At 33.5% G+C, this 18,554-nt stretch carries 21 protein-coding genes; 19 read left to right on the top strand and 2 right to left on the bottom strand.

Features of this window, described 5'->3' with window-relative positions; translation table 11 throughout:
• Positions 1–310: transposase (locus CBF36_RS01185; RefSeq protein WP_165865350.1), on the top strand; the 310-nt coding region annotated here is incomplete at its 5' end.
• Between the two features lie 112 nt (positions 311–422).
• Here the strand turns inward: CBF36_RS01185 and trhA are convergent.
• The gene (gene trhA / locus CBF36_RS01180) at positions 423–1,067 is read right to left on the bottom strand and encodes a PAQR family membrane homeostasis protein TrhA (protein WP_125955870.1); all 645 of its coding nucleotides are present in this window, start codon (positions 1,065–1,067) and stop codon (positions 423–425) included.
• Positions 1,068–1,184: 117 nt separating this feature from the next.
• Here trhA and CBF36_RS01175 point away from each other — a divergent pair, with 117 nt between their 5' ends.
• The 16 genes from CBF36_RS01175 to CBF36_RS01100 all read left to right on the top strand — a co-directional run bounded on the left by CBF36_RS01175 (position 1,185) and on the right by CBF36_RS01100 (position 16,761).
• Positions 1,185–2,027: a DegV family protein gene (locus tag CBF36_RS01175; protein ID WP_125955868.1), complete on the top strand. Its 843-nt coding sequence runs from the start codon at positions 1,185–1,187 to the stop codon at positions 2,025–2,027.
• 51 nt (positions 2,028–2,078) lie between these two features.
• Positions 2,079–2,948, top strand: a complete 870-nt coding sequence (locus tag CBF36_RS01170; RefSeq protein ID WP_243637948.1) for an SGNH/GDSL hydrolase family protein — start codon at positions 2,079–2,081, stop codon at positions 2,946–2,948.
• A 12-nt stretch (positions 2,949–2,960) separates the two neighbouring features.
• Positions 2,961–3,596: a YpmS family protein gene (locus CBF36_RS01165; protein ID WP_165865349.1), complete on the top strand. Its 636-nt coding sequence runs from the start codon at positions 2,961–2,963 to the stop codon at positions 3,594–3,596.
• Between the two features lie 13 nt (positions 3,597–3,609).
• Positions 3,610–3,825, top strand: coding sequence for a YozE family protein (locus CBF36_RS01160; RefSeq protein ID WP_125955865.1), 216 nt, complete (start codon positions 3,610–3,612; stop codon positions 3,823–3,825).
• Between the two features lie 9 nt (positions 3,826–3,834).
• Positions 3,835–5,277 carry a S41 family peptidase gene (locus CBF36_RS01155; protein WP_243637947.1) on the top strand — a complete coding sequence of 481 codons (1,443 nt, stop codon included), beginning with the start codon at positions 3,835–3,837 and terminating at the stop codon, positions 5,275–5,277.
• A 100-nt stretch (positions 5,278–5,377) separates the two neighbouring features.
• Positions 5,378–5,923, top strand: a complete 546-nt coding sequence (lepB, locus tag CBF36_RS12350) for a signal peptidase I (RefSeq protein ID WP_125955864.1) — start codon at positions 5,378–5,380, stop codon at positions 5,921–5,923.
• A 12-nt stretch (positions 5,924–5,935) separates the two neighbouring features.
• On the top strand, positions 5,936–6,787 hold the full coding sequence (ylqF, locus tag CBF36_RS12345) for a ribosome biogenesis GTPase YlqF (RefSeq protein WP_125955862.1): 852 nt from the start codon (positions 5,936–5,938) through the stop codon (positions 6,785–6,787).
• Positions 6,780–7,547 (top strand): ribonuclease HII, encoded by a 768-nt coding sequence (locus CBF36_RS01140; RefSeq protein WP_125955861.1) that lies wholly within the window; start codon positions 6,780–6,782, stop codon positions 7,545–7,547. The genes ylqF and CBF36_RS01140 overlap by 8 nt, the downstream gene beginning before the upstream one ends.
• A gap of 51 nt (positions 7,548–7,598) precedes the next feature.
• Entirely contained in the window at positions 7,599–8,456 is an 858-nt protein-coding gene (gene dprA / locus CBF36_RS01135) for a DNA-processing protein DprA (protein WP_165865348.1), read from the top strand.
• 100 nt (positions 8,457–8,556) lie between these two features.
• The gene (gene topA / locus CBF36_RS01130; protein WP_125955857.1) at positions 8,557–10,638 is read left to right on the top strand and encodes a type I DNA topoisomerase; all 2,082 of its coding nucleotides are present in this window, start codon (positions 8,557–8,559) and stop codon (positions 10,636–10,638) included.
• A 96-nt stretch (positions 10,639–10,734) separates the two neighbouring features.
• A complete protein-coding gene (gene trmFO, locus CBF36_RS01125; protein WP_125955856.1) occupies positions 10,735–12,051 on the top strand; it encodes an FADH(2)-oxidizing methylenetetrahydrofolate--tRNA-(uracil(54)-C(5))-methyltransferase TrmFO in 1,317 nt (438 codons plus the stop codon).
• A gap of 130 nt (positions 12,052–12,181) precedes the next feature.
• Entirely contained in the window at positions 12,182–13,081 is a 900-nt protein-coding gene (gene xerC / locus CBF36_RS01120) for a tyrosine recombinase XerC (RefSeq protein ID WP_125955854.1), read from the top strand.
• Between the two features lie 22 nt (positions 13,082–13,103).
• The gene (gene hslV / locus CBF36_RS01115) at positions 13,104–13,652 is read left to right on the top strand and encodes an ATP-dependent protease subunit HslV (protein WP_125955852.1); all 549 of its coding nucleotides are present in this window, start codon (positions 13,104–13,106) and stop codon (positions 13,650–13,652) included.
• A 12-nt stretch (positions 13,653–13,664) separates the two neighbouring features.
• The gene (gene hslU / locus CBF36_RS01110) at positions 13,665–15,062 is read left to right on the top strand and encodes an ATP-dependent protease ATPase subunit HslU (protein ID WP_125955851.1); all 1,398 of its coding nucleotides are present in this window, start codon (positions 13,665–13,667) and stop codon (positions 15,060–15,062) included.
• Positions 15,063–15,083: 21 nt separating this feature from the next.
• Complete coding sequence (codY, locus tag CBF36_RS01105; protein ID WP_125955849.1) at positions 15,084–15,878, top strand: GTP-sensing pleiotropic transcriptional regulator CodY; 795 nt, start codon at positions 15,084–15,086, stop codon at positions 15,876–15,878.
• Positions 15,879–15,888: 10 nt separating this feature from the next.
• Complete coding sequence (locus CBF36_RS01100) at positions 15,889–16,761, top strand: aldose 1-epimerase family protein (protein WP_125955847.1); 873 nt, start codon at positions 15,889–15,891, stop codon at positions 16,759–16,761.
• Positions 16,762–16,905: 144 nt separating this feature from the next.
• Here the strand turns inward: CBF36_RS01100 and CBF36_RS01095 are convergent, their stop codons facing one another.
• The gene (locus CBF36_RS01095; RefSeq protein ID WP_125955846.1) at positions 16,906–17,745 is read right to left on the bottom strand and encodes a pyruvate, water dikinase regulatory protein; all 840 of its coding nucleotides are present in this window, start codon (positions 17,743–17,745) and stop codon (positions 16,906–16,908) included.
• A 119-nt stretch (positions 17,746–17,864) separates the two neighbouring features.
• Between CBF36_RS01095 and CBF36_RS01090 the strand changes: the two genes are divergently transcribed.
• Together CBF36_RS01090 and rpsU are read left to right on the top strand one after the other, a co-directional pair.
• Positions 17,865–18,260: a Fur family transcriptional regulator gene (locus tag CBF36_RS01090; protein ID WP_207854433.1), complete on the top strand. Its 396-nt coding sequence runs from the start codon at positions 17,865–17,867 to the stop codon at positions 18,258–18,260.
• Between the two features lie 116 nt (positions 18,261–18,376).
• The gene (gene rpsU / locus CBF36_RS01085) at positions 18,377–18,553 is read left to right on the top strand and encodes a 30S ribosomal protein S21 (RefSeq protein ID WP_071456767.1); all 177 of its coding nucleotides are present in this window, start codon (positions 18,377–18,379) and stop codon (positions 18,551–18,553) included.
• Position 18,554 lies beyond the last annotated feature (1 nt).

Raw genomic sequence — 18,554 nt, 5'->3', positions numbered from 1 at the left:
TCTAAAAGAAGCCTACGATAGCTTCCAATTACTAACGTATCATTTTAGAAATAAAGATGCTGATTCATTTTTTGAACTGTTGAAAAACTTACCTAATAGCTTAGATAGGCTATTTAAAGATAAATTAAAAAACTTACTTGTATATGAAACTGGTATTCGCAATGCCCTTCTTTATGATTTTTCCAATGGAAAAATTGAAGCTAAGAATACTCATATAAAAACCCTTAAAAGAGTATCATACGGATTCAAATCATTCAGCAACATGAGAATAAGAATTTTCTTGATAAACGGTCTTATAAAAATTAAATAACTAAAAAAGATGATAAATCTGAGATTACTCTCAAATTCATCATCTTATAGATTTAACTCATCAGTCCTATTTGACAAAGAGCCTACATTTTTAGTAAGCAATGACTATTTTTTTATGTATAAAGATAAACGGAAAAGAAAATAAAGACAGCACCAGCTAATACAAATAAGTGCCAAATAACATGCATAAATTTCAAGTGTTGTTTACTATAAAAAAATGTTCCAGCAGTATAGGATACCCCACCCAGTACTAAAAGGAGTAAGCCATTAAAACCAAGACCTTCATATAATGGTTTAATAGCAATGACGCATAACCACCCCATCAATATATATAGAAAATAATCAGCTTTTCCTCTTTTTTGAAGAAAAATTGATTTATATACGATACCAGAAATAGCTAACAACCAAATGATGATAAACATGGTCCATCCTAATTTTCCACCGATTGTAATTAAACTATATGGTGTGTAGCTACCAGCAATGAGTAAATAAATAGAGCTATGGTCAAATACTTGAAATACTTTTTTTGCTTTAGTGAAAATTAAACTGTGAAATAGGGTTGAAAATAAAAATAAAAGGATCATTGATGCACCAAATATTGAGTAAGAAACAATACGAATTGGCGAGTGCATTTGGGCTCCTTTAATGATAAGTAATACCAGACCGGCAATACTTAAACCCGTTCCAATCCCGTGAGTAATGGCATTAAACACTTCATTTACAATAAGATATTTTTTTGAATAAGTTGGATTGTGCATACTGTATACGTCCTTTCGTTTTTTAGTGAAAAATATTTTTTTTTCTGTTATACTAAATAAACAGAAAGATTAATTTAATTGTACATGAATATTGTTGGTTTTGAAAGAGGTTTGATGATGACAAAAATTAAAATAGTGACGGACTCATCTTGTATTATTCCAGAAGAGAGACGAAAACAGATTGATATACACACCATAAGCTTATCAATAATGATTGATGGTGTCATTTACGCTAATCAAAATGATTTGGATCCTTTTGAATTTATGACGATGATGTCTAATTCAAAAACATTACCAAAAACTAGTCAACCACCAATTGGAGAATTTGTAGAATTGTATGACCAATTAGGTGAAGATGGCAGTGAAATTATTTCTATCCACTTAACGGAAAAATTAAGTGGAACAGTTAATACGGCGAGACAAGCGGCTCAATTATCAAAATCAAATGTGACAGTCATTGATAGTGATTATATTGACCAAGGACTTGGCTTTCAAGTCTATCAAGCAGCTAAAATGGCCAAAGAAGAAAAATACACGGTAGAAGAAATTGTGTCTGCTGTAGAGCATGTAAAAAATAATACTCAATTATACATTGGGGTAGCGACTTTAGAAAACCTTGTTAAAGGCGGACGTATTGGGAAATTAGTTGGTGCGGTTTCTGGTTTTCTTAATATGAAATTACTTATGCAATTAAAAAATGGTGAACTAGAAATGGTGACAAAAGGTCGAGGAAACAAAACCTTTATTAAATGGGCCAAAGAATTAGAGAAAAAATTGTCTGGTTTATCAGTAGAGTATCTTGGTATGTCTGAAGCAACTGGTGCTGAAATTTGTGAGGAAATGAAAACAATCTTTAAAAATGCTTTGCCTGATTTAAGTATTCCGATTGTTCATACCACCCCTCTTGTCGCAACTCATACAGGAAAAGGGGCATTTGCCGTAATGTTTTATACAGATTAAAAACAATGATAGCAGATCTCAATGGTCTGCTTTTTTAAATGAGGGATTTTGATGAAAAAAATAACATATCACATGAAGTATGTACTCTTTTTTGTTGTGATGGTTATGATTTGTAGTATTATTGGCCTATTTTTGATTCCAAGGGCTGATAATATTCATTTAAGTAAAGAAACCAAAACATCGACTGATAGAATAGAAATGATACGCTTAAGTGCAGTTGGTGATTCTTTGACTGAAGGCGTAGGGGATACGACAAATTCCGGTGGTTATCTACCTTTATTACAAAAGGATTTATCTGATGCTTATCCAGTTGATGTGTTTCAAGTGGAAAACTTCGGTAAATCGGGTGATAGAAGTGACCAAATATTAAAACGATTAAAGAAAAATGAAGACATGCAAAAGTCTGTGACTAATGCGAATGCTATCCTATTAACAGTGGGTGGAAATGATTTATTACAAGCACTTCAACCTAAGTTATTTAGTAAAATCACAGTCAATAAAATGGATAGTTCTAAAGAAAAATATTATGATCGATTAGAAGAATTGTATGATGAATTAAGGGTACTAAATCCTGATGCTCCAATTTATCAGTTAGGTATTTATAATCCATTTTACTTGAATTTCTCTGATATAACAGAATTACAAGAAATAGTGGATTATTGGAATAAAAGTTCACAAGAATTTGTTAAAAAGCAGTCTAATGCTTATTTTGTTCCAATTAATGATGACATCTATCAAGGTATTCCAGAAATTTCTAAAACAGATAAAGAAAAAGAGGAAATTAAATCTGGTAATAGTGCGTCAATTAATGATTTGATTTCGTCGGAAGATACTTTTCATCCCAATAATCTAGGCTATCAAATTATCGCAAATGCTTTTGAGCTTAAAATGGCAGCAACAAAAGATAAGTGGTTGAAGTAGGAGATGGTTTTAATGACTGATAAAGAAAAAAGTAAACAAAAGAAGAAAAAGACTAAAAAGTTTTTTGAAAACCCTTGGAAAATAGCATTTTTAACGTTAATTGCTATTATAGTGTCATTGGTAATTGTAGTGAGTTATCGTATTAGCACACCAAGAATGACGTATGACACAAAAAAAGAAACAACAATTGATTTAAAAGATCCTATTTTGGAAGTGTCTATGACTAAAGATCAAGTTAATCGAGCCATTAATTATTATATTAAAGATTTATTTGATAGCTCAGGCGTAGACTATACATTCCATTTAGATAAAGACGCATTAATTGATGGGACATTTTCATTACTGGGACATGATACTCATTTTTACTTGTATTTTGAGCCGTTTGTGTTAGCTAATGGGGATGTTCAACTAAAGGCAAAGGATTTAACTGTTGGAACATTAAGTGTGCCAATTCCTGCAATGATTAATTATATTTCTCATTCAGTTGATTTTCCTAAGTGGATTGAAATTAATCCGGATGAACAGTACATCACACTTCATTTGCAACAAATGAAATTAGCCAACGGAATGCGTGTAAAAGCGGAGCAAATTAATTTAGTGAATGATCAAATAAGATTTAACTTGTATTTATCGGATAATAAGAAATAAAAGGAGTTCATTTATGAGTTTTTATCATTACATTCAAGTACATAGAGGAAAACTAGAACAAGATGCGATTTCAAAATTAGCAGAAGATATTTTTGATGATATCCAATTTCCAAAACAAGAAACGGATTATCACGCCATTTCTGATTATTTAGAAACCAATGCTTACTATGTCCCAAATATGGATGTATTTGATGAGTTATGGGAGATGTACCAAGAAGCTACTAGATAAAGGAAGTGTATGGATAATATGAAAGATAATAATACTAATAAAAAAACCGTTTCTTTGACTAAATATATTATAACGAGTGTCGTTATCGCGATTCTGGCTATTGGAGGAACTGTTTTTGTTTATGAGTCTAAAGGCAGAGTTCAAACAGCTTCAACACAAGATGATTTGGATAATATTGCGGATTTAGCGACCCTTATTCAACAAGGATATATAAAAGATGTTGATTCTAAAAAGCTCTATGAAGGGGCTATGAAAGGTATGGTAGCAGCAATTGACGATCCTTATTCAACGTATTTTACTGCTGAAGAAGCAAAAGGTTTTGAAGAAGACATCAATGGAAATTTTGAAGGAATTGGTGCTGTGATGACTATGACCAATGAGCTACCAACTGTTGCAGAGCCTCCAATTAAAGATTCACCAGCAGAAAAAGCCAAACTTCAAACAGGTGATGCTATTTTAAAAGTAGATGATAAAAGTGTTGAAGGGAAAAGCTTGAGTGATGTAGTGAAGCTTGTTCGAGGAGAAAAAGGGACAGACGTTAAATTAGAAATTAAACGTGGAACTGAAACATTCCCAGTAACGATTACAAGAGATGTGATTCCGATTGAGTCAGTTACTGGAAAAATAGATGAGAAAAATAAAGACGTTGGGTATATTACAATTAGTAGTTTCAGCTCATCAACCTCAGAAGAGTTTGATAAAGTGGTGACACAACTTAGAAAAGAAGGCGCAAAATCATTTGTTCTTGATGTTCGTGGAAACCCCGGTGGTATGTTGGATCAAGTTGAAAAAATTAGTAGTCGCTTTTTAAAAGATGGCCAAACAATTGTAAAATTTGAAAGCAAATTAGAAGACGACGAAGAACATAAAGCCAGTAAAAAACTTGATGGTGGCGACAAAATTACTGAGCCAACTGTTTTATTAGTGGATGAAAATAGTGCCAGTGCGTCTGAAATATTAGCAGGAGCATTTATTGATTCAGCCAACATTGAAGTGGTTGGAACGAAAACATTTGGTAAAGGAACCGTTCAAACAGTGATTCCAATGAATGATGGTGCGGAAATAAAACTAACCATTAAAAAATGGTTAACACCAAGTGGAAAATGGATTAATAAAAAAGGGGTTGAACCAACGATAAAAGTGGACAAACCATCTTATATTCAACATAAATTAATTGACACGACTCTTACTTATAAGCTAGGAGCAGTCAATGAGAATGTGAAAATAATTAATGAGTATTTAAAAGTATTAGGCTATGATGTAGATGATAGCGACACTTATAATGACAAAACAGAACAAGCTGTAAAAAGTTTCCAAGAAAAAAATAAATTGGAAGTAACAGATACAGCTGATGAAAAAACTGTTAGAGAGTTAGAAAAACAAATTGTAGATTATTGGAAAAATCATGATGTTCAATATGAAAAAGCGATTGAAACGTTAAAAAAAGACTAGTGAAAACTAGTCTTTTTTTAAGGAAACAGGAAAGATAACGAATTTATGTAGTATTTTAAAGGATTTTTTTATATCATAGTATCTGGAGAGTAGGTGACGTATGGAGAAAAAGATTGTTGAAACACTGTGGCACTGGATTAAAATGTTTGTACTATGTACGGTGATTATTTTTATCATGCGAGCGTTTATATTTGTTCCATTAGAGGTGACAGGAAATTCTATGTCTCCTACGTTGAAAGAGCATGATTTTGTCGTAGTTGAAAACTTTTCTACCGTCAATCGCTTTGATATCATTGTGTTTCATGCTCCAGATGGTAATACCTATGTTAAACGTGTCATTGGATTACCAGGAGATCACATTGTCTATAAAAATGATAGTTTATACATTAACAATAAATTAGTGGAAGAAACATTTTTAAAAGATATTAAGAAAAAAAAGAATGAATATGTGTTAACATCAGATTTTGATTCAAAGGATTTAATCGGTACGAAAACAATCCCTAAAGATCAGTATTTTGTTATGGGGGATAACAGACGTGTCAGTAAAGATAGTCGCTCTTTTGGGACTATTTCTTCCTATTCAATCATAGGAAAGGCAAGATTAGTGTATTATCCAATTCAAGATATAAAAATAATTAAAGACTAAAGGAGTAATGATATGACAATTCAATGGTTTCCAGGTCATATGGCAAAAGCAAGACGTGAGGTTGCAGAAAAATTAAAATTAGTGGATATTGTTTTAGAGATAGTCGATGCAAGGCTGCCTATTTCAAGTCGAAATCCTATGTTGGATTCGTTAATCCAACAAAAGCCAAGATTGATGTTGTTGAATAAATCAGATTTAGCAGATGTAAAAGAAACACAAAGATGGCATGATTATTTTGCTTCTCAAGGGATTCATTGTTTAGCTATTAATGCGAATCAAGGAAAAGGAATCAATAAAATTACGCCAAAAGTTAAAGAAATTTTAGCAGAAAAAATTGCTAAACAAGCAGCTCGCGGGATGAAACCTAGACCAGTTCGCGCGATGTGCATTGGGATTCCTAATGTTGGTAAGTCAACGCTATTAAATCGCTTAGCGAATAAAAATATGGCGAAAACAGGTAATATGCCTGGAGTAACTAAAGGACAACAATGGTTAAAAACGGGAAAAGACTTAGAGTTGTTAGATACACCGGGAATTTTGTGGCCCAAATTTGAAGATAAAGAGATTGGGAAAAAATTAGCCTTAACAGGTGCCATCAAAGATGCTTTATTACATATGGATGATTTAGCATTATATGGCTTAGAATTTTTTAATGAATTTTATCCTGAACAATTACAAGAGCGATATAAATTAACGGATGAAGACATGACATTAAATCAAGTAGATAAATTGATGTTAATTACCAAAAAAAGAGGATTCCAAGAAGATTATGAGCGAGGTAGTGTCATGATCGTTCAAGAAATTCGAGATGGACGTTTGGGTAAGTACACACTAGATAGAGTTGAGGATATGCTTCATGAGTGAAACAATTCAATCCATTAAAGAAAAATTTTCTTTTGTTATCGATGAAAAGGATGACTTATTTGCTCAATATCAACAAGATGAGCGCAAAGGAGTTCAAAAAATTATTGATCAAACGAAAAAAAGGTTACAAAAGCAACAAGCACTAAAAGAACAATTTGTTACAATGACTCGGTATGAAAAAAAAGCAAGAGCACAAGGACATAACATCATTGTTGGAATTGATGAAGTGGGACGTGGACCTTTAGCTGGCCCAGTAGTTGCGGCGGCGGTTGTATTACCGGATGATTTTGATGGTATTGGCATTAATGATTCTAAACAGTTGTCTTTAAAAAAACGTGAAGAATTTTTTGATAAAATTCAATCACAAGCTATCTCAATTGGAATCGGTATTATGAGTGAAGAAGTGATTGATTCTGTCAATATATATGAAGCAACGAAACTGGCTATGATAGAAGCGGTTAATCAACTAAATGTATCACCTGATTGTTTATTAATCGATGCTATGACGCTACCTCTTGATATCCCACAAGAGAGTATTATCAAAGGAGATGCGAATAGTATTTCAATTGCTAGTGCAAGTATTATGGCAAAAGTCACAAGAGATCGTATGATGGTAGAATTTGATAAAGAATTTCCTGGTTACGGCTTTGCAAAAAATGCGGGATATGGGACTAAAGAACACTTAGCACAACTTGATAATCAAGGAATTACTAAAATACATCGAAAAACATTTGAACCAATCAAAAGCATGTTAAACTAAATTAGAACTCTTTTGCGTATGTTGTTAAAAACAATGCAAGGGAGTTTTTTTATGCATCAATTACTTATTTTTCGCCTGAAACATACAAAAGGGATTGGAAATATTGGTCGGTTGAAACTATTGCCATATTTAATGGAAAATCCATTTGATTATTGTTTTGAAACAATGTTGAAAATTGCAGAAATAAAGCCGAAATACCACGCAATTTTTGTGGAAACGTTTAATGAAAGTCTGAAAATAACGGAAGAAGATTTGGCTTTATATATGGAAGAATATGGCATGATTACCTTTTTAGATAAGGAATATCCAGAGCGATTATCACACATCTATAATCCACCTGTTGCTTTATTTTATAAAGGAAAGAAAGAATTATTACAAACACCTATGTTATCCATTATCGGCTCTAGGGAACAAACTGATTTTGGAAAAGAGATGATAGAGTCATTAATGCCAGATTTTATTAATCAAAAATTGACAATAGTCAGTGGACTAGCAAAAGGAAATGATACATCTGCTCATAAATTAGCTATTCGAAGACAAGGCAACACAATCGGTGTATTGGGGTTTGGATTAAATCGAGTGTATCCTAGAGAAAACCAACGCTTGCAAGAGTATATGTATCAAAATCAATTAGTTATAACAGAATATTTACCAAATGAATCACCACTTCCTTATCACTTTCCAGAACGAAATCGAATCATCGCAGGTCTTTCTCTTGGAACACTTGTGGTTGAGGCAAAAAAGAGAAGCGGTACGTTCATTACAGCTCAACTAGCATTAGAAGAAGGAAGAAGTGTTTTTGCTATTCCGAATAATCCATTAATAAAGGAATCAGAAGGGTGTTTGTTGCTTATTAAAGACGGAGCAAAATGTGTTCAATCGAGTTCAGATATTTTAGAAGAATTATAGAAATCCTTGACAAATACAAAATCAATAGCTAATATGATAAACGATTGCCGAAGTGGTATATATAGAAGTATAAATTGTAAAAAAAGAGAGGAAGAGGGGCATGAGTTACAAATATTTAGTGATTGTGGAATCCCCTGCTAAAGCTAAAACGATCGAGAAATATCTCGGAAGAAATTATAAAGTCGTAGCAAGCGTTGGGCATATTAGAGATTTGCCTAAAAGTAAAATGGGTATTGATATTGAAAATAATTTTGAGCCTCACTATATAAACATTAGAGGAAAAGGTCCTGTCATTAAGGATTTAAAGAAACACGCCAAAAAAGCTGAAAAAGTCTATCTCGCAGCCGATCCGGACCGTGAAGGGGAAGCGATTGCGTGGCATTTAGCTCATATTTTAGACTTAGATTTAAATGATAAAAACCGTGTTGTATTTAACGAAATTACAAAAGAGGCAGTTAAACAAGCCTTTAAAGAACCTAGAAAAATAAATATTGATTTAGTCGATGCACAACAAGCAAGACGTATTTTAGATAGACTGGTTGGGTATTCAATTAGTCCTTTATTATGGAAGAAAGTTAAAAAAGGATTGAGTGCTGGTCGTGTACAGTCAGTTGCATTAAAAATGATTATCGACCGTGAAGAAGAGATTAGACAATTTAAACCAGAAGAGTATTGGAGTATTCCAGGGACGTTTTTAAAAAACAAAGCAAAATTCTCAGCTAATTTTTATGGAGTAGATGGGAAAAAGCTGAAGTTATCGAATGAGAACGATGTCAAACAAGTCACGGAAAAATTAACTGGTCGTGATTATGATGTTGTTAAAGTGACGAAAAAAGAACGTAAAAGAAATCCTGCTAATCCATTTACAACAAGTAGTTTACAACAAGAAGCAGCTCGTAAACTAAACTTCAGAACAAGAAAAACCATGATGGTAGCTCAACAACTTTACGAGGGAATTAAACTTGGTAAAGGTCAAGGGACAGTTGGTTTGATTACATATATGAGAACGGACTCAACAAGATTGTCGGATACAGCTAAAAATGAAGCATATGATTTTATTGTTGAGACATACGGACAAGAGTTTTTTGATTCTAAGAAAAAGCCAGCGAAAAAAGCAGAAGGCGCACAAGATGCCCATGAAGCCATTCGTCCATCAAGTGTGATGCGTACACCTGAATCAATTAAAGAATACTTAGATAAAGATCAATTTAAATTGTATTCGCTAATTTGGTCTCGTATGGTTGCTAGTTTAATGTCGCCAGCAGTTATGGACACGATGCGTGTTGATTTAACTCAGAATGGCGTTATCTTTGTAGCCAATGGTTCTAAAGTGAAATTTCCAGGATTTATGAAGGTTTATGTTGAGGGAAAAGATGAAGGAAAAGAAGAAAAAGATAATATCTTGCCTGATTTAGAGGTAGGGGACGTTGTTAAATCAGTTGATATCGAACCCAAACAACATTTTACTCAACCGCCAGCTAGGTATAGTGAAGCAACCTTGGTTAAAACTTTAGAAGAACAAGGTGTTGGACGTCCATCAACTTACGCACCAACGCTTGAAACGATTCAACGACGTTATTACGTTAAATTAAATGCCAGACGTTTTGAACCAACTGAACTTGGTGAGATTGTTAATACGATTATGTGTGAGTATTTCCCACAAATTGTCGATACGACCTTTACAGCTGGAATGGAAAAAGATTTGGATGCCATTGCAGAACACAAAGAACAATGGGTAGATGTTATTAGTCGATTCTATCATCCATTTTCAAAAGAATTAGCTACTGCTGAAGAAAAAATGGAAAAAATTCAAATTAAAGATGAACCAGCTGGATTTGATTGTGAAGAGTGTGGTTCGCCAATGGTTATTAAATTAGGAAAATATGGAAAATTCTATGCTTGTAGTAATTTCCCTGATTGTCGAAATACAAAAGCCATTGTTAAGAAAATCGGTGTAACGTGTCCTACATGTAAAAAAGGAGACGTCATCGAAAAGAAAACGAAAAAAAATCGTATTTTTTATGGGTGTGATCGATATCCTGAATGTGAATTTACCTCATGGGATAAACCAATCGGACGTGATTGCCCTAAATGTCATCATTATTTAGTACAGAAAAAAGTACGGGGTGGTATGCAGATTATTTGTAGTAATTGCGACTATCAAGAAGATGTCCAAAAATAATACTAGGTTTCTATTTATAAATTGTGTATAATGCCTAAGAGGACAAGAGTGACTCACTCTTGTCCTTTACTTAATTACTGAGAAAGAGGTAACTAAATGACAACAAATAAAGTAACTGTTATTGGTGCAGGATTAGCTGGAAGTGAAGCAGCATGGCAAGCAGCACAATCTGGTGCACAAGTTGATTTATATGAAATGAGAAAAATTAAAAAAACCCCCGCTCATCACACAGATCAGTTTGCTGAATTAGTCTGTACAAACTCTTTACGTGCAAATGGGATTACAAATGCAGCTGGATTATTAAAAGAAGAAATGCGTGAATTTGGTTCAGTGATTATTGCTGCAGCGGATAAAACACAAGTCCCAGCAGGTGGCGCTTTAGCAGTGGATAGAGAAAGTTTTTCTGAAGAAGTAACAAAACAAGTATCTAATCATCCAAATATTACCGTTCATCATGAAGAAATAACTGAAATTCCGTCTGAAGGCATTACAGTTATTGCCACTGGTCCTTTAACAAGTGAACCTTTAGCGGAAAGTATAAAAGAATTTACTCAATCAGAAGGTCTTTACTTTTATGACGCAGCAGCACCAATCATAGAAAAGTCTTCTATTGATATGAATAAAGTTTATTTAAAATCTCGTTATGACAAAGGTGAAGCAGCCTACCTTAATTGTCCAATGACAAAAGAAGAATTTTATGCTTTTAGAGAAGCGTTAGTTAATGCAGAGGTTGCTCCTTTAAAATCATTTGAAAAAGAAAAATTCTTCGAAGGATGTATGCCAATTGAAGTCATGGCAAATCGTGGTGAAAAAACGATGACGTTTGGTCCGTTGAAGCCAGTTGGATTGGAAGATCCAAAAACAGGTAAACGTCCATATGCTGTTGTTCAACTTCGTCAAGATAATGCCGCAGCGTCATTGTATAATATTGTTGGTTTCCAAACACATTTAAAATGGGGCGAACAAAAACGTGTCATTCAAATGATTCCTGGTTTAGAAAATGCTGAAATCGTGCGTTATGGTGTGATGCATCGAAATACGTTTATGAATTCACCAGAGTTACTAGAACCAACGTATCAATCGAAAAAACGTCCAACCCTTTTCTTTGCTGGTCAAATGACTGGTGTTGAAGGTTATGTTGAAAGTGCAGCTAGTGGTATTTTAGCTGGGCGAAATGCAGCAAGGCTTGCTCAAGGGAAAGAACCGATTGTGTTACCACAGGAAACAGCAATTGGTGGAATGGCTCACTATATCACTCATACATCTGGAAAACATTTCCAACCAATGAATGTAAATTTTGGCTTATTCCCTGAATTGCCAGAGCGAATTAGAGATAAAAAAGAACGCTACACACAAATTGCTAATCGAGCAATTGAGGCGACGAAAGAGTCTTTAACATTATTTGATAAATAGTATGTCATTTGACATGCTATTTTTTTGCACTTTATTTAAATTTTACTATAATTTTTTTAAAACACACAAATTTATTGGTAAAAAATTTTTTTGTATGTTACATTAATTTTATAATTTGTAATGAAAGGGGTTGATTTCGATTGATCACTTAGCGTTATTTTTAAGATATTTGATAGATGAGAGGCATTATTCATTACAAACAAAGTTAGCATATGAGGATGATGTGACCCATTTTTTTGAATTTTTGGAAGAAACAGGCAATTCTGACTATTTAACGATTTCATTTCAAGATGCTAGAGTATACTTAGCTTATTTACATGATAAAGAGTATAGTCGTAATACAATTAGTCGGAAAATTTCGAGTCTTCGCTCTTTTTACCAATTTTTAATAAAAAATGAATGGATTAAAGATAATCCTTTTAGTTATATCCAAATGAAAAAAAAGCAAAATAAGTTACCCAGCTTTTTATACGAAAAAGAGATTGCTATTTTATTTGATTCAGTATCAGGCCAGTCACTGTTAGATAAACGAAACCGAGCGTTACTAGAGTTATTATATGCTACAGGTATTCGTGTGTCAGAGTGTGTATCGATTGAATTAAATGATTTAGATATGGACAATGGTATTGTGTTGATTAATGGAAAAGGTGGCAAACAACGATATGTTCCATTTGGTTCATTTTGTGCGGATGCTTTGCAGGAGTACCTGACCACCACTCGAGTAGAACTGATGGCTAAATATCATTGCACTCATGAAACCTTGTTTATCAATCATCATGGACAAGAGTTAACGGCAAAAGGTGTGCAATATATATTGGATAAGTTAATAAAACAAAGTAGCTTAACAACGAATATTCATCCACATATTTTTAGGCATACGTTTGCCACACATTTGTTAGATAATGGAGCAGACATGCGAACAGTGCAAGAATTATTAGGGCATTCTAGTTTGTCTTCTACCCAAATATATACGCACGTTACAACCAGTGCATTACAAAAAAATTATCGGAATTTTCATCCGAGAGCTTAAATTTAGAATAGGAGAATTAGTTATGGGATATACAACATTTCATTCAACAACTATTTGTGCAGTAGAAAAAGACGGAAAATTTGCTATGGCTGGCGACGGTCAAGTAACAATGGGTGAGTCTGTTGTTATGAAAGGTACAGCTAGAAAGGTTCGACGTATTTATAACGATCAAGTGGTTGTCGGATTTGCTGGAAGTGTAGCAGATGCATTTAATCTTGAAGGGAAATTTGAAGAAAAATTAAATCAATATAAAGGAAATTTAATGCGTGCAGCTGTTGAACTTGCAATGCAATGGCGTAGTGATCGTGCGATGCAAAAATTAGAGGCAATGCTTATCGTCATGAATGATAAAGAGATGCTCGTTGTTTCAGGTACAGGTGAAGTGATTGCGCCAGACGATGGCATTTTAGCGATTGGTTCTGGTGGAAATTATGCGTTAGCTGCAGCTAGAGCACTTAAGCGAGATGGTCGTGATGATTTAACAGCAGGAGAAATTGCTAAAGCAGCTTTAAACGTTGCAGGAGATATTTGTGTGTATACCAATCACAACATTATTGTAGAAGAATTATAGGAGATGACATTAATGGATACAGTAACAAAAACACCAAGACAAATTGTAGAAGAATTAGATCAATATATTATTGGACAAAACAAAGCAAAAAAATCTGTTGCAGTGGCTTTGCGTAATCGTTATCGTCGTATGCAATTAGATGAAGTAATGCAACAAGATATTACACCTAAAAACTTATTAATGATTGGACCAACTGGTGTTGGTAAAACAGAAATAGCTAGACGATTAGCAAAAATTGTGAATGCCCCTTTTGTCAAAGTTGAAGCAACAAAATTCACAGAAGTTGGTTATGTAGGACGTGATGTTGAATCAATGGTTCGTGACTTAGTTGAGGCAAGTATCGCGATTGTTAAAAAAGATCAGTATAGTCAAGTGTATTCAAAAGCAAAAAAAGCTGCTGAAGAGCGTTTAGTAAAATTATTAGTACCTGGTATTAAAAAAGAAAAACGTCAATCAACGAATCAATTTGATATGATGATGCAAATGATGAACGGCTTCCAACAAAACAATGAAGAAGAAAAAGAAGAAGTAAACGATTCAATTCGTGTTAGTCGTGAAACAGTTCAATCTCAACTTGAGAAAGGTCAACTGGAAGATCGTGAAATTACGATTGAAGTAGAAGAGAAAAAACAAACGCCAACCATGAACAATGGGTTAGAACAAATGGGAATTGATTTAGGGGATGCGCTAAATTCACTAACGCCAAAGAAAAAAATTAAACGTACAGTGACAGTTAAAGAAGCACGCGAAATTTTAATTAATGAAGAATCTGAAAAGTTAGTAAACAGTGCTGATACACATAGTGAAGCAATCAAACTAGCACAAAATAATGGGATTATTTTTATAGATGAGTTTGATAAAATTACATCTAAATCTGAAAGCAATGGACAAGTATCTCGTGAAGGGGTTCAGCGTGATATTTTACCAATCGTTGAAGGCTCTATTGTTAATACGAAATATGGCACAATTGCTACAGATCATATTCTATTTATCGCATCAGGTGCGTTCCATTTAAGTAAACCAAGTGATTTAATTCCTGAGTTACAAGGTCGCTTCCCAATTCGCGTTGAATTAGATGATTTAACTGCAGAAGATTTTGTACGCATTTTAACAGAACCTAATAATGCATTGATTAAACAGTATATTGCCTTACTTAAAACTGAAAACATAGATGTGACGTTTACTAAAGAAGCGATTGAACGCTTATCCAATATTGCGTATAACGTGAATAGTGAAACAGACAATATCGGTGCAAGACGTTTGCACACTATTTTAGAAAAATTATTAGAAGACTTATTATTTGAATCTCCTGATATGTCAATGGGTGAGATTACCATCACAGAACAGTATGTGAATGAAAAATTAGGTGAAATCTCTGAAGATGAGGATTTAAGTCGTTACATTTTATAACAATCGTTTAGGAGTGGTGGTATGAATGATTTATTGCAAAAAACACGTATGATTAATGAATTGTTACAAAAAGAAAATACCATTCAAGAAGAAAAAGAGATGCCTTATTTGCAAATGGCACAAGTATTATCAGATATTATGGAATGTAATACTTATATTTTGTCAAAAGAAGGTGTGTTGTTAGGGTACTCTGTGGTACATGATTTTAATAATGAACGAATCAATGAAATGATTATTAACCATCAATTCCCTCATTCGTATACGACATTGTTAAAAGATATTCAGCAAACTGTTGAAAATATTCCAATAGATGAAGAATTGACAATCTTTCCTTTTGAATTAAAAAAAGAATTGGCGAATGCTTATACAACGCTCGTTCCAATATTTGGCGCTGGTACAAGACTTGGTACCATTCTTTTAGGTCGTGTAAATAAAAAATTTAATACAGAAGACTTTATTTTAGGAGAGTATAGTGCCACAGTTGTTGGGATGCAAATGCTCTATCAAAAATCTGGAGATATCGAAAAACAAGTTCGTGAAACGAGTATGGTACAGATGGCATTGAAATCTTTATCTTTTAGTGAATTAAAAGCAATTAAAGCGATTTTTGAGGAATTAGATGCAGAAGAAGGTATTTTAACAACATCTAGTATTGCGGATAGAATAGGAATTACTCGTTCTGTAATCGTGAATGCATTACGAAAACTTGAATCAGGTGGTGTGATTGAAACGCGTTCTCTAGGCATGAAAGGCACATTTATAAAAATAACCAATCAGCAACTAATAAACTTACTTGATAAAGAAACGGTCGTTTAGGAGGAATGTCATGACGTTAAAATTAGAATCAGAGAGAGCTAGAGTAACCATTAATAAGTTTGGGGCTGAGTTATCCAGTTTTATTTTAAAAGAAACGGGTGTTGAATATATTTGGCAAGCCGATTCAGCCTTTTGGGGACGTCATGCGCCGGTTTTATTTCCGCTTGTCGGTCGATTAAAAGACAATACCTATTCTTATCAAGATAAAACTTATTCAATGGGGCAACACGGATTTGCTCGTGATATGTTATTTGATGTCATTGAGCAAACAAATAACTCTGCCATATTGGAGTTAAAGAGTAATCAAGAAACACTAAAAAATTATCCGTTTGAGTTTCGGTTATTGATAGGTTATAAATTAGAAGAAACAACGTTAACCATCAGCTATGATGTGTCGACGCTTTCTGATGAAATGTATTTTTCGATTGGTGGGCATCCGGCATTTAACATACCACTAATTGAAGGCACAGAGATGAGCGATTATTATCTTCATTTTGCACCGTTAAAATCACGAATTAAAATTCCTCTAAAAGGGGCTTATATTAATAATGCGTGCAAGACGTTGGCACAAACCAATACATCCATTCAATTAAAACATTCGCTCTTTAAAGAAGATGCTCAAATTTTAGAAACAAAAGGAAGAAATACTTTTTCCATTTTATCTGATAAACATCCGCATGGCGTGATGTTGAGTTATGAAGATTTTCCTTTTGTTGGTTTTTGGAGTCCGAATACGGTTGAAGCGCCGTTTGTTTGTATAGAACCTTGGTGTGGGATAGCAGATGATGTTTCTAGCAATGGGAAAATCGAAGAGAAAATCGGGATTAATAAATTAACTAAAGGTGATCACTTTAATAAAAGTTATACTATAAGAATTCAATAAAATAAAAAGAGGCTGACCCAAAAGTAATTTTGGTAATAAAATCACTTAACTAACAAAATAGAAATCCCATGAAATCAACGTTGTAATTAACGGATTTCATGGGGTTTTTTCTATTTTAAGACTTTTTAGTCAGCCTCTTTTTTATTATCCAAAATAACTAGTATCTTCAATATTTAATTCACTTAAAATAATAGAAGCAGTTTCTTCTATAGAAAGTTGTGCAACATTAATGACTAAACAGCCTAATTTTTTATATAGGTCATTAGCAAAATCAAGTTCTCGTTTTATTTTATCAATATCTGAATACGCAGTATCTGGGTTTAAACCATATGATTTCATCCGTTCTCGGCGTATGCGATTTAATACTTTAGGATTATTTGTTAAACCGACTATTTTTTTCGGGTCAACTTCCCAAAGTTGTGGTGGAATATGTGCTTCTGGTATCAATGGTAAGTTTGCGACTTTTAAATTTTTGTTAGCTAAAAACAAACTTAATGGTGTTTTTGACGTACGAGACACACCTAGAAGAAGGATATCTGCTTCTAAAAATCCTTTAGGGTTTTTACCATCGTCATATTTTACAGCAAATTCCATCGCGCTAATTCTTTCGAAATAATTTTTACTTAGAAAATGCATAGCTCCTGGTAAACGACTAGGCTCTAAACCTGTTCGTTTGGATAATTCGCCAACTAATCCTGATAAAACATCAATCATAAAGAGATTATGTTGTTTTCCATAGTTGTTGGCTATATTAACTAAATCTTTGGAAACAAGAGTGTGAAGGACAATAGCATCAAGAGCTTTCGCTTCATCTAGTGCTTGTATGAGTTCTTCTTCACGATAGATGAATGCACGTTTAATAATTTGTATCTTTATTTTTGCATCTTCATACTGGGCCATAGAAGCTTGAGCTAATTTAGAAGCTGTTTCACCTGCTGAATCAGAAATAATAAAAATGCTGATACGTTGGTCTGTCATAGACATTTCACATCCTTAATATTTTTACTTTACTTAAATTATAGCATATAATATAACCTAGACGATGATTATTATGAAGAGAGGGAAAGATTTTGGAAAAAGAATTAGACTACGCGATATCGATAATGAAAGACAATGGATTGAAGTACACAAAAAAACGTTCGGATATACTTTCTTTTCTGATTAATGAAAATCGTTATGTTGCGGCATTAGATGTGTTTAATTTTATGAACAATAAATATAAAGGTGTCAGCTATGATACGATTTATCGAAATTTGAGAGATTTTGCAGAATTAAATATTTTAGAAGAAACAGACTTACAAGGTGAAAAAAGGTACCGATTTCATTGTGATGTTCATGGGGAGCACCATCATCACCACTTTATTTGTACTTCTTGTGGTGCGACGAGAGAAATTCATATGTGCCCGATGGACATGTTTCAAGAGCAACTACCAGGTTGTTTAATTGAAGGTCATCGTTTTGAAATATTAGGGAAATGCGAGAAATGTTTAAAAAATTAACAATAGGTAGTTGACGAGAAAAACTCAATTAGCTATAATATATTGTGAACAGTTTTTTGTTTAATATTACTTTATATAAAAAACGGTTACCAAAAAGTTTGGAGGGAGGGATTTATATGTCAAAAACTGTTGTTCGTAAAAACGAATCATTAGATGACGCTCTTCGTCGCTTCAAACGTTCCGTTTCAAAAACTGGTACTTTACAGGAGTACCGCAAGCGTGAATACTACGAAAAACCAAGTGTTAAACGCAAGAAAAAGTCTGAAGCTGCAAGAAAACGTAAAAAATACTAGT

It is taken from the genome of Vagococcus bubulae, assembly GCF_003950315.1.
GTDB lineage: Bacteria > Bacillota > Bacilli > Lactobacillales > Vagococcaceae > Vagococcus > Vagococcus bubulae.
This window is presented reverse-complemented; position numbering and strand designations above follow the sequence as displayed.